The 12,670-nt window shown below is 48.8% G+C and carries 6 protein-coding genes; 5 read left to right on the top strand and 1 reads right to left on the bottom strand.

Translation table 11 applies throughout. The features are described 5' to 3' along the window. Window positions 1-341 precede the first annotated feature (341 nt). Window positions 342-2,405 carry a sensor domain-containing diguanylate cyclase gene (locus V5T57_RS11625; protein ID WP_332891387.1) on the bottom strand — a complete coding sequence of 688 codons (2,064 nt, stop codon included), beginning with the start codon at window positions 2,403-2,405 and terminating at the stop codon, window positions 342-344. Between the two features lie 762 nt (window positions 2,406-3,167). Here V5T57_RS11625 and V5T57_RS11620 point away from each other — a divergent pair. The 5 genes from V5T57_RS11620 (at window position 3,168) to V5T57_RS11600 (ending at window position 12,657) form a co-directional block, all read left to right on the top strand. Continuing rightward, on the top strand, window positions 3,168-4,040 hold the full coding sequence (locus V5T57_RS11620) for a glycoside hydrolase family 191 protein (RefSeq protein ID WP_332891386.1): 873 nt from the start codon (window positions 3,168-3,170) through the stop codon (window positions 4,038-4,040). Beyond that, a complete protein-coding gene (locus tag V5T57_RS11615) occupies window positions 4,037-6,418 on the top strand; it encodes a polysaccharide deacetylase family protein (protein ID WP_332891385.1) in 2,382 nt (793 codons plus the stop codon). Before V5T57_RS11620 ends, V5T57_RS11615 begins: the two co-directional genes overlap by 4 nt. Then, complete coding sequence (locus tag V5T57_RS11610) at window positions 6,415-9,120, top strand: tetratricopeptide repeat protein (RefSeq protein ID WP_332891384.1); 2,706 nt, start codon at window positions 6,415-6,417, stop codon at window positions 9,118-9,120. Before V5T57_RS11615 ends, V5T57_RS11610 begins: the two co-directional genes overlap by 4 nt. Continuing rightward, window positions 9,117-11,969 carry a tetratricopeptide repeat protein gene (locus V5T57_RS11605; RefSeq protein WP_332891383.1) on the top strand — a complete coding sequence of 951 codons (2,853 nt, stop codon included), beginning with the start codon at window positions 9,117-9,119 and terminating at the stop codon, window positions 11,967-11,969. The genes V5T57_RS11610 and V5T57_RS11605 overlap by 4 nt, the downstream gene beginning before the upstream one ends. Window positions 11,970-12,105: 136 nt before the next feature. Further along, entirely contained in the window at window positions 12,106-12,657 is a 552-nt protein-coding gene (locus V5T57_RS11600) for a CsgG/HfaB family protein (protein WP_332891382.1), read from the top strand. The last annotated feature ends 13 nt before the right edge of the window (window positions 12,658-12,670 follow it).

Raw genomic sequence — 12,670 nt, 5'->3', positions numbered from 1 at the left:
GGAACAGACTCTTAGATTTTAATCGGATTGGAAGAGACGCCACTACAGCACAAACATGTGACCTAAAAAATATTTGTAACTTTTGCAGGTTAACCGTTTTTTTCCTGTTATGGAATCACAGTAACAATTTGTGAGATCTTGGCAATAGGATCAAACATTCTTGAAAGGTCATAAAAGACATTTAAACAGACCCTTTACTAAAAAAAGAGTGTGCCACACCATCAACTAAGCCACTAAACTTGTGGACTATTCTTAACGGATGTGGACAACGGTTACTTCAGCCTCTGGGCTTATGGCCATCTCCTACCAACCAGTCAAACCATGCCTTATACAGCGTACCATCATCTACGCGCAGAAGCCTGAAGATACTCTGTAAGCCACTGCCGCCCCTGAGGGGTAACAACCAGTACGCCACGCCCCTCACTCTCAATAACATGGTCTAAAACTTTTTGGGCCGTTTGTATCAGTGAAGGGGCCTCGACCTCATCCTGTAGCTGCACAACACTCATGGCCAGTTTAATGTGGCCCACACCATCAAGAATGCGATTTCCCAGTTCCAGCTCCAACCGCTCTGCCAGCAGAGCCATTTCTTTAAGCTCTGTTGCTGGGGAGAGGATTAAAAACTGATCTTCTTGCCAGCGCCCAATCATATCCACTTCTCGTAGCAGTTCAGATAAGAGATTGGCCAACCCTTTAACCCGTGCTTCTAACGAATGTGGGCTCTCTTGCCCGCTAGCTTGGGATGGATCTGAAAGATGCACCAAAAGCAGACTCAAGGGTTGATGGTAGCGCCGACTACGTGCCATCTCCCGCCCGGCGAGGGAAACCATTTCACTCGCGGTATAAAGCCCGGTCAGCGCATCCGTACAGACCTGCCGAGCATACAGCTTGGCTTTTTCCGCATGTAATTGAGACTCTATCTGCATCTCAATCAACTTTTCGGTTCGGTGCTCCAGCTCACGGGTCATGGTATTGAAGGTATCAGTTAAACTATCCACCTCAACCACCCCAACACGACTCAGAGGCGCCCCCCCCAACCGACGGCCAAAATTACGTGCTTGATTGGCCAACTGCTGCAAAGGTTGGGTAATAATGCCAGATAGTTTTAGGGATTTCCGGCTTAAGTAGAGGAAAAATAGAACATAAAAAAGAACCACCCCCACCCCCGCCAGCAAGCCAATACGTTGGGCAAGGGCATCCAACCGATGTTGGGCACTAAGCAGGACCGATTCATCCACCAACGTCACCAACTTCCAGCCGGTTTCAGGGACCTTTTGGTGAGCCAGCAGAAAACGACTACCTTTGGTTGCCAGCACCCCCTGCTCGGCCTCCCCCCCTAACAGTTTATGAAACTGCTCCTGCACATAAGGGTCAGGGTGTTTAAGAATATTATAGGCTTCAGGGCGCAGTACTGTACGTTCCACCGTCTCTTTATAGACGTGTTCTTTGAGCTCTTTAAGCCCAAGAATCTCCTCAATACGCGGGGGCATTGCCAAAATGGTACCGCGTTCATCCAGCAAGAATGCACTGCCCGACCAGGGCAGTTTTAATGAGAGCACATGATCCACAAAATTACGAATGGTCACATCCAGCCCCGTGACCCCTTCCATTAAGTCTCCATTATAAATGGGCACAACACAGGAGACCATCCACCCCTGTCCAGCAGGATCTAAATAGGTATTGGTCCAGACAGGTTTGCGCTGAGGATTATGTTTGGGATCGGCCAGATAGTAGAAGTTGTACACTTCCATATCCAGTGATGCGCCATATTGCCCAGGGGCATCTACCATAAAGGGGTAGAGACGGTTCATATTATCGTGGGTATTGAGATAGGCTTGTGCCACCAAAGGGTGTGTATTCACGACCTTTTTCAACATAGGGTCTAACCATTCGGATGCACGGGCTTTGGCTTTTTGCTGGGCATCCATCACCTCACCACTGGAGTAGTAGAGGCTGCTACCCCCATTATCCTTACGTTTATGGTAAGCACCGTTGGTATGGGTCGCAAACTCAGGCTCTCCATAAGGCAAGGCGAGCCCCTGCCAAGGGGCCATTTGAAAAAAACGACTATGCTGATCCTGTAATAACAGCGCTGTCCGGCTGATCTCAGCCAAGCGCTGATTCAGATTTTGCGCTTCACGTTGGATAAAGCCATGCATATTGGTTAAAGCTGTCTGCCTAAGCGCCTCACCATTATGCTGAGAGAGATAACTGGTAATACCGAAGTATAAGAGCAACAGCACCAGATCAATGGCCAAAATAGGCACCAAGGCTGATGTTAAGTAATGATGATGAACAATACGCTTTAAGGTAAACGGGGGTGTCAACTTCCACCCAAAGAACAGTTTGGAAGTAGGGTTTTGGATCTGTTGGGAATCCTGCTCTATTTTGTTTTCCGTTTGCATACGACCACTACCCACAATTTTGTCAGTCCGAGTTGTCAGCTTGTCACAGCGTATCTTAAAGCCGTTAAAAGAGGCTTTGAGAAAGGATAAGAGAAACCTCCCCCCGCTCTGTTCATAAAACAGAGCGAAACTTGCTCATTATGACATCATCAAACATATTGTAGAAAAAGGATACCGATTTAATCCCCAAATAGGGGATGTTCTCGATGGGCTCTGTCACCATAGAATTTTCTGCCGATTAATGATCAACAAACCACACCGAGACCCTTTTGCAGCAAAACAAAACTATCCATTTATTAACACAGCACTTAAAATAAAACTCGCCCCGAAAGTCCGGTACGCTTCCTTAAATATACCTGGCAACATAGCACCAAGATCTACCCACATTTTCTTGTGATTTTTCGTTATATTTCCTCAAAATATCAATATTTTAGGTCAAAATGAATGTTTTTCTTCCATTTGACACTCGAGTTGTTTATGAACTGTCATGAGCATCAACATTTTTGGCGGGTATCGTCAAAACCAAGCCCAAGAGAGGGCAACCAGAAAAACAGAGGGAAAAAGAGGAAGATACCAGACAATAAGTTATTGTATAGTTAGAAGTTAACCCAAAAATCAGACCAGCTTAAAAGATCGCCGGGGTCACATAAAGTGATACCCAGCATGTCATGTGCATAAGCACCAAAGAGATGGATTGCTACCGTGCCCCTTTTTTTCACCATAGATCCGACAAAAAGAGTACAAAAAAATGCTGTGTACTCGATGGCACGGTTCGACACGGGCATGTTCAAATGGATACCACTCTTTGTCTTTAGCTGGCTGTTATACCTCTCCCCACTCCCTTCCTATGCCTCCGGCTTACAGTACCGTATTGACAGCTGGGCGGTCTATTATGCGAACAAAGCATCTACCCAAGATTTTAATGATTATGAGTTAGTGGTTTTAGATAGCACCTTTCATCCCCCCATCCCCCCCCTTTTAGAGCAAGACAAAACATTATTAGGTTATTTAAGTTTAGGCGAAGTGGGTCAACACCGAGACTATTTTGCGAAGGTCAAGGAAGAAGATATTCTCCTACAGGAGAATGCCTACTGGAAAGGCAGCTACTTTGTTGATGTTCGAAGTCCTCTTTGGACCAAACGGGTTCTGGAAACCTTAATTCCAGACATTCTTCAACAAGGGTTCCAAGGCATTTTTATTGACACGCTAGACAACCCGCCTTACCTGGAACAGCAAAACCCTAAACAGTTTAAAGGCATGGCTCAAGCAGCCATTAACTTAATCCATGCCATTCGTCTGCACTATCCCGATATGCTTATTATGGTCAATCGTGGCTATGCCATCTTACCCAAAATACAGTCAACCATTGATATGGTGTTGGGAGAGGCGGTCTATACTAAGTTTGATTTTCAAGATAAGCGCTACGTACATGTACCCAATACCATCTATAACGCCCAGGTAAATATCTTAAAAAAGGCCAAAAAGGGCGCACCCCATTTACAGGTTTTTACGCTGGATTACTGGGACCCCAAAGATAAAGCAGGTCTGGCCAGCATAGCGAAAGAGCAGAAAAAAAATGGCTTTACCCCTTATATTGCCACACATCTGCTGGATCAATTGGTGCCACAGCCATGATCCTTTATCGCCTGATTTTGCTTCTCTCTCTTTTAAGCTGGGCAGTGCCAGCAGCACTATCCGCGGCGACCTTTGAACCAGAGAACCGTATTATTCTGGCCTTCTACAATGGGGAAAATGAAGAGGGATATACGCTAGCCCCTGTACATCAGAATGCCGAGATGCCTCTCAATAATTTAGGATTAACCATTCGCCATCTACCGGCACAAGGTAAACTTCCCGCTTTAAGTGAGATGGGCAATGTTCGAGGCATCCTGATCTGGTTTGACTATTTACAACTGGATGATCCTGTTCCTTTTATCCAGTGGTGTATCCGTGCCATGCGGGCCGGTAAACGGTTGGTACATATGGGGCCCATTGTTTTAAATGTGGATAAAAAAGAAAAACTAGTTCCAGTACGCTTACTGAAAACCTTCTGGAACCTATTGGGGTTAGATACAGATCAAGACTGGCTAAGCAACACCCACAACCTGGAGCTAACCTACCATGATCGAACCATCGTCCCTTACGAAAGAGACTACCAAGGTGGGTTAGCTGAATATCAGCCTGTTTATAAAGTACGTAAAGATGTACGCCCGATCCTGACCGCCCAACCAAAGTTTGGGGAGCAGCGCCCCCACATTTTGGCTGCTGTGAGTAAAAATGGTGGCTTTGTGGCCGAAAAATATGCCTTTTTCCACAGCCATGAAGAAGAAATTTTCCGCCAGTGGCATATCAACCCCTTCCGTTTTTTCCGTGATGCTTTTGCCACCCACGACATCCCCAAGCCAGACAACACGACCCTTTCGGGCCGTCGCATCTACTATAGCCATATCGATGGCGATGCCTGGCGTAGTGAAACCCGCGTTAAAAAGTATCAAAAAAAAGGGTTACGCTATGTGAGTGATGTCATTTTGGAAGAGGTGGTTAAAGGATATCCAGACCTTCCACTCACCATCGCCCCGGTGGTTGCAGATCTGGATCCATCCTGGTTTGGACGCCCTAAATTCATCAAAAACGCCCGAGAAATCTTCTCCTACGATCATATTGAGGCTGGAAGCCACACTTATAGCCACCCTCTGCAGTGGAGTTTTTTCGAAAAACCAGACCCCGAAGCAGAACTACCCTACCTGCATCTTTATCCTAAAAAAGAGCAGACAGATATGATGGACTATCTTCTACGTTCTGTGGGGTTACGTAAAAATGCGGCCATTGCAACACCTGACTCACAAGGGTGGAAGCAGGTGGCTGAAAAAGCGTTAAAGAAAAAAAAGGCCGATGAAAAACGCAAAGTTACCAAGCTTTTTTCACACTATAGCCGTCCTAGAGCCTTTGCGGTTAAACCCTTTGACTTGCAGTTAGAAATGCAGGGTAGTTTTGATTTTATTAACACTCTCTTACCCGGAAAAAAACGAACTGAAGTTCTGCAATGGTCAGGGAATTGCGTGCCCTTTGAAGCCGCTGTACGGGCAACCCGTGAAGCAGGAGTGCGTAACCTAAACGGTGGAGATACCCGGTTTGATCCGGAGTTTCCCTCTGTCGCCTGGGTAAGCCCTTTTGGGCGCTATGTCGGCAAAGAGACCCAAGTTTACGCCTCATCTAGTAATGAGAATACCTACACCGATCTATGGACCGACCGTTTTTTTGGTTTTATGCATCTGGTGGAAACGATGAAGAATACTGAGACGCCAAAGCGTCTCCAACCTATGAATATTTATTACCACATGTACAGCGGGGAACGCGTTGCCAGTGTTAATGCACTGTTGCACAACCTAAACTATGCCCGCAGTCGCCCCTTAGCCCCAGTGACCACCAGCCAATTTGCCGCCATAACTGATGGTGCCATGGTCGCCAAGCTGTACCGCAAGCACCCTGATGTTTGGCGCATAGAAAACCATGGTGATTTGGGTTCCATACGCTTTGATGATGCCAGCTTAAAACGTGTTGACCTGGCCAACTCAACGGGTGTTTTAGGCTACCGTCATCACCAGGGCAGCCTCTACGTCTCTTTAGACCGAGCGGTTGCTAAACCTGTTATTTCCATCGGGGATAACCTGACCCCCCATAAATTAGGGGATTCCACAAAGCCCTATTTAATTGAAGCCCGTTGGTGGGTCTCACACCTAAAGCGTAAAGGCCCTAACCAATTGGGTTTTAAAGCTCAGGGTTTTGGTGATGGCGAAATGCAATGGAAAATGGCCACCCCTGGCCAGTACGACATCACCATGACGACACCTGAACAAAGCTGGAATGATCAGCTCCAAATCAAGACCGATAGCGAGGGTGTTTTAAACTTCACCTTACCGGCCATGGCCATTCATGGGGTTGAGATCTCCATTGAAAAAGCAGAGCAACGACATCCTGCTCAACGTCCTCCGCGTAGGCGGGAGGCCCCATGATCCGCTACCTCATGACCATGCTGCTTTTGGTATCTATGGGTGCTTCTTTGGCCGTATTAATGCTGCCAAACGATGAAGTACTTGCTCTTATGTACTTAAAAGACAAGGAGTTTGATACCGCACAGGGCTATTTTGAATCCTTTATGGATTCTAGCAAAGAGATGCCTGACAGCGCGGTTCTGCCCCTGGCCAAGCTGCACTTACAAAACGGCAAGGTTGATAAAGCTGTAAAACTGCTTGAGAAGTTCCTGATCCGTCGCCCGGATAGTTTAGAGGCTCAAAAGCTGCTCAATACCTACTATCAATATGCACAACGTCCCACGGAATATCTGCGTAACTTGGAAGATATTGTCAAAAAGACACCGGATAAAGATGCACTGGGACGTCTATCACGCCTCTACAACCAACGTGGCATGCATGATAGCCAAATAGAAGTACTCTACCAGCTCATCAAATTTTTTCCGGAAGACACCAGAAACTATGATGACCTAACCCGTATGTTAGCCTCCAAAAAACGCTATGATGAAGCGGTTGAGGTCATGCTGCGGTTACGCAAAGAGAAGAATAATTTTTTAAAAGAGAGTGAAAAAGAGCTACTGCTGGATTTAATGATGCTCTCAGACCGTCCGCAACAGGCTATTAAGCTTGCCAGGGGCTGGCTTAAAAAAAGCTTTGATCCCGTCCGTGCATTGCGATTTACCGATCAATTTCATTACGGCGTCGGTTTTCGCACAGCCTGGGCTTTTATTGGCCCCTACACCAAACAGGTGTCGTTGGATGCCAACCTACTGGCTAAGTGGACTGAACTGGCCACCGCTATGGGGGCCAGCCAGCAGGCCTACCCCATTTTAAAAGCCCTTTATCAGAATAAAAGTCTGGATCAAAAACTGATCCCCCAACTTTCTGAGCTGGCACTTTTACAAAAAGAGATTCCCTACGCCTTTGATGTGGCACTCTCTCTTCCAGAAAATGCCCTTCCTGAGTGGCTTGCCGTCAATTTAATGACCTCAGCGATGGATCTGAAACGGCAGGATTTGGCCACTCGGTTGCATAATCATCTGAGTGAAGCCTTTTTGCAGAGACACCCTGTGCTGGCCGGTGAGTTTGCTATGGCTCTGGACCGTCCAGACGAAGCTGAAAGATGGGTCATCCTGGCGAAGAAGAGCACCACTTTAAAGGTTGATCGTAAACTTCGCTTAGCGGCATTGATGATGCGTGTAGGGCAACATGCTGAAGCCTTGCAGCGGATCCGAATTCTGGCACCAGATCCACGCACACCGCCATGGTTACTCTATGATTTAGCGGGTTTTATACTCAGAACAAAAGGGGATAAACAAGGGCTGGAGATGTTTGAGCTCCTCAGGGTTAAACGCAAGGAGCCTGAGGTCCAAGCCGCGTGGGCATTAATGGCCATCAGTCAAGATAAGTATCTGCCTGAGGTCAGCCAGTGGTTTAAAGCCCATGTTAAAAGTTTAGCCAGCAACTTGGTTGCAGATCTTACTTTTTTGGCCATTGACCGTCAAAAAGGTGAACTCGGCGTGATCGGTGCCGAGCAACTGTATGCGCTAGACCCCATTCGTGAAAACCACCTGACCGTGGTCAGGGCAAGGCTGGCCAACAAAGAGATCAGCAGAGCTCTAAAAAAGATGCAACCCCTACTACCGGCTCAGAATGAGGCTGAAGAAGGGTTACATGGTCAGATCCTCATGGCCGCTTGGGCCGCTGGCGATAAGAGTGTACAAAAACCACTGTCAGCCTACTTAACACGGCGCATGGCGGATACAAGCCTGAGCACAGAGGACCGTAAAGCATTAGCTTTTATGGCATTAGAAGTGGGCAACCGCAATGATGCCATTCGCACATTCATGACATTCAGTGCCCAAGAGGGACCAGACAGCCCTACCATGGCCTCACTCCGCTATGTTTGGGGTCCAAGACCCAAGCGGGAAGATATTGAATGGATGGCCGAACAGGCCAATAAAGGGGACGAAAAAGCATTACCTGGGTGGGTTCGTCATCTGGTAGAATCAGGAGCTGCTGATATTGCGCTACGCATTGCAGCACCACGGACCCCGGCGGCGGGAACGGACCCCGCCTTTACCGATGCCTATCTCCTAGCCCTGGCAACGTTGAATAAAACTCAACGTATGGGTGAGGTGATCCGCCGGGAAGCGGATGTGGCCCAAACCATGAAACGATTACACCAATTGGCACGCCGGGCAGAGCTGGAAAATCTACCTGGTGATGCAGCCTACTGTTTCCGCCTTGTTCTGGATATTGATCCACTGGACAAAAAGGCTCTGAAACGATTGGGTTACATGGCCTTTTTTGATGGTAAATGGGAAGTGGTCGAAAAACACCTAGGCCGCTTTCTTGCCCACTATGATGGTGATTTTGAGACCAGCTTCTATCTTGCTGAAGTCTACTACTCCATGAACCGCCGGGAACAGGCTAAGCCTTTTTACATGCGGTCTTTGGATAAGATTGCAGACATGAAGGAAAAACCTTTTTCCATTCGCATGACACAAACCCGTATTCATCAGCGGATGGGTGAAAATGAACGGGCACTACGGGAGTATGAAGGGCTGATTAAAGAGCAGCCTGATAACCAGTTCTTAAGAGCAGATTATGTGGAGTTACTATTAGGCACCGGACATGTTCGGGAAGCACGTAATATTATGAGGGAGATGGGCGTACGATGAAGTCGCCTGCACACAAGCGTGGGTTTGGCCTGCTTAATCGCATGGCTGGACTATTTGTCGGGATCTGCATGACCGGTTTACCCCTGGTCTCGCAATCAGCCCCCCATGCCTTGAGTGAAGTGATCCCCCATAAACGCCCCAACGGCCCCAAGCAGCTAAGCTGGAACAGCCCGATCAAACAACACAACAGCCCACTTTTTGTCGATGAACGCCGCTCAGATATTATCCAGCTGCCTGATGATTCACTGGACCACGTACTGAGCAAGCCTACGTTCAATATTCCTGAAGGTGGGCTTCAAATCATTGCACTGGTCGATGAACGTCCAGGCTTACGTACCGATTTTCCCACGGCTATCCCCTCCTACTACTCCTGGATTCAGGAGATGCTCCAACAACCGGTACAAACTGTGGAGATGTATACCGTGGACGAGGCCGGGCACCTCAGCCTGCCCCAAGCACAACCAGATAGCCTGGCAGATGAACGTCCCGTTGGTGGCCAACTGGTGGCCAGTTTATCCACCAGAAGTGCCACCTCATCACGCACGATGAGTCGGTTTACTCCTCCGCCACGGGGCATGCAGCGCCCCACGCCTCAACCTTTAAATGCAGACATTCCTGTTATTGAAATGCTTCCCATGGATGAGCCCATCATTGAGATGGTCCCCATGGCAGAAGCCACGGATAACCGTCCAGAAGCCTACTTATACCCCAGGCAGCAACGTTCAGAACAAACCAAGTTCTCTGAACCCCAGAGCATACAAGTTGTGGAGATGGTGCAGCTTGCCCAGGTGCAAGACACCCCCTCCATCACGTTACCCAGCCCTGAACCAGCACCTCTGTTTAATAGCCCAAGAACGGCAAACACACGCCCCCTTCCTCCTATAAAGCTACCGGAAGAGGAGCCCCCTCTCACACCGATGAGTTTGGGCATTCCCCTACAGCCCATGATGCCAGCCCGCCGGGGAGGTCCACCTGTAGAGCCGACTAAGCGTAGTGTCCCTACACGACCAGAGGCACCACAAACCTCAAGCCCTACAGAGCCCCCCTCTGATGTACAGCGCTCACAGGCACGGGAGAATATATCTCTGATGAGCCACGATGAGCCGCTACCCGGCCAAGCCAGCACAACCGTGCAAGATGCCCCTATGGGCATGCCACCACGACGTCGGGAAGATCTGAATGGCTCTTTGGCGAGCAACTCAGCGTCACTACAACCTGCTAAGTCTCTAACCACATCCGTACCTACAAGTGGCAACAATGCTTGGTTGGATGATGCCATTGGGGCTATGCCACCACCGCCCGTACCAGCATCTGATCAGGCGGGCCCCTATGGCGCCCTGATCTCTGAAGCTCAAACGACAGGACAGGTGGTCTCTTCAGGTAATATTGAGTCAGAGGATCGCGCTAAGCTGGTCTTAGTTTGGCCAGAACCCATTAATTTTGAGAAAAAAATCAAGGGCCGCGAAACGCTGTTACGGTTTAACACCCACTTCAATCCCAAAGAACTAGACAAGTCCATTGCAGACCTAAAAGGGTGGTTGAGCGATGTCCGTTATGGCTATGACACCCTTTTGGTTCGCGCCACCATGGCAGGAACCGGGTTTAATGTTGTGGCCGATGGTCGCAGCCTCATTATTTCCATGACCCGCCCACCCCCAGAGCCTGAACGGGATGAACGACGTGCCCAGACTGAATCACGTCTGCGCTATTTGCAAACCAAAGCCATGCGCGAGGATAAGGCGCTCTATTCCGCCAAAGCACGCATGACAGGCCTGCTCTCCGAAGATATGCAGAACATTGAATTTTTGGCCGAGCAAGGCAACTTGGAACAGGATCTTGGTCGTTGGCGGCGGGCGGTTGCACTCTATGATCGTGGACTAGAACAAGCCCCAGGTGAATTTAATATTGTCTACGCCAAAGCTAACCAGATCTATACCCATACAAACTGGGCAGATGTGGGGCAAACCTTTAAGAATTCCACCAACAACAATGAGCGTCAGGTCAGCAGTACCGCCCGGTATCACCACACATTCCGTCACCATTGGGATGCAACGTTAAAGGTGGAGCATGGCTCCATTGCCATTAGCAACCTGGTTCGAGGCGATGGTTCAACCACCACACGCGCCGAAGAGGACTGGTGGAGCGAAGGGGTAACCTTAGGCTATGACTATGATAATGGTGACCGTGCTGAGCTCGGCCTACACCATACCGATAAAGGTGTAACGGGGGCCTCCGCCAAACATATTTGGACAACCCCCTTTAGCAGCCGCACCACCTTAGAAGCCACCTATCGGGAGATGTATACCGGTCTGGCTGTGGCCGTGGCGGATGGTGGACACCGCAGTAAGCTGGAGTTAAGCCGTCTGGATTTTTGGCCCAACAGCTGGCGTTCTATTTTAACCGCAGGTGTTAACCACTACGGCATTAATGAAGATGAAAATGCGGCGGAATCCGTCACCTTATCCGCCTCTTTCCGCTATGACCTGTTGCAACGCCCCAATCAAGAAGTCTCTTATACTGTTGAAAAAGAGATGGTGGACAATCTCGCGGAGCGCTACACAGCAGGCGGCGCCCCCTATTTCTTACTGCCTCTTGAAGATCGAGAGACCCATAGCATTAATTTTGGTTGGTTTGAACAGATTACCGACTATCTACGCTATGACGCCGCTGTCGGATACTCCTATGACCGCCTAACCAAAGCCAAAGGACCTGCTTGGCAGTTGGGGTTAACCTATGAACCACTCGCCGATCTTGAAACCGGCATTCGTGCCCAAGGTGCGGTGAGTAGTACACAGGGCACAGTTGGCCGTACAGAAACCATTAACTGGTTTTTGCGCATCCGCTTTTAATGTTGCCCTTTAAATATAAACACATCGACAACCCGTAAGCGGGGAGAGTCTGAAGATGAAAACCAGGGGATGGATGATGAAAAGGCATGGTGCACTTGTACTGCTGCTAAGCATGCTGATGTTAAATGGATGTTGGATGGGAACCGACCGCTCTTTTGTCAAAGAGCAGGAACTGGACCGCCAAATGGTTGTGGCCGTTCTGCCCTTTGAGAACCTGAGCAACAACCCCAATGGGGGTTTGATTATCTCCCAACTGTTTGCCACAGAGCTGTACCACCGTGAGCTGTTTCAACAGATGGAAGAGACCGAGCTACGCCGCCTATTAACACAAAACAAAGTGGATGTAGACCGCTTATCCGATGTCTCCCTAGCCCGTAAAGTGGGCCTTATGCTGGGTGTGGATGCGATCATTTTGGGCAGTGTTTCTGAACTGTCGTATCAACATGGCTTACGTGAGGAACCGGCGGTTGGTTTTAATGTGCAGTTACTGCGTGTTGAAGATGGCAAAGTTTTGTGGCGCGGCAGCCAATCATTAATGGGAAGCGGCTGGCTTCGTCGAGAGAGTTTAATTTATACCGCACAACGGGCCATCGATAATCTGGTGGGGCGTATGGATCGCTGGTACGACCCAGAGCACTGGTATGCGTTGAAAAAGAAGAACAAACAACCCGAAGCAGTTAAGAAGTAAGGCATTGAGCAAA

This window comes from Magnetococcus sp. PR-3 (genome assembly GCF_036689865.1).
GTDB lineage: Bacteria > Pseudomonadota > Magnetococcia > Magnetococcales > Magnetococcaceae > Magnetococcus.
Note: the sequence above shows the minus strand (reverse complement) of the source record. Positions and strands in the feature narration are given on the sequence as shown.

Excerpts from the sequence above, each read along its gene's own strand:
- V5T57_RS11625 (WP_332891387.1), bottom strand. The coding sequence starts at position 2,405 with ATGCAAACGGAAAACAAAATAGAGCAGGATTCCCAACAGATCCAAAAC.
- V5T57_RS11620 (WP_332891386.1), top strand. The coding sequence starts at position 3,168 with ATGGCACGGTTCGACACGGGCATGTTCAAATGGATACCACTCTTTGTC.
- V5T57_RS11615 (WP_332891385.1), top strand. The coding sequence starts at position 4,037 with ATGATCCTTTATCGCCTGATTTTGCTTCTCTCTCTTTTAAGCTGGGCA.
- V5T57_RS11610 (WP_332891384.1), top strand. The coding sequence starts at position 6,415 with ATGATCCGCTACCTCATGACCATGCTGCTTTTGGTATCTATGGGTGCT.
- V5T57_RS11605 (WP_332891383.1), top strand. The coding sequence starts at position 9,117 with ATGAAGTCGCCTGCACACAAGCGTGGGTTTGGCCTGCTTAATCGCATG.
- V5T57_RS11600 (WP_332891382.1), top strand. The coding sequence starts at position 12,106 with ATGGGAACCGACCGCTCTTTTGTCAAAGAGCAGGAACTGGACCGCCAA.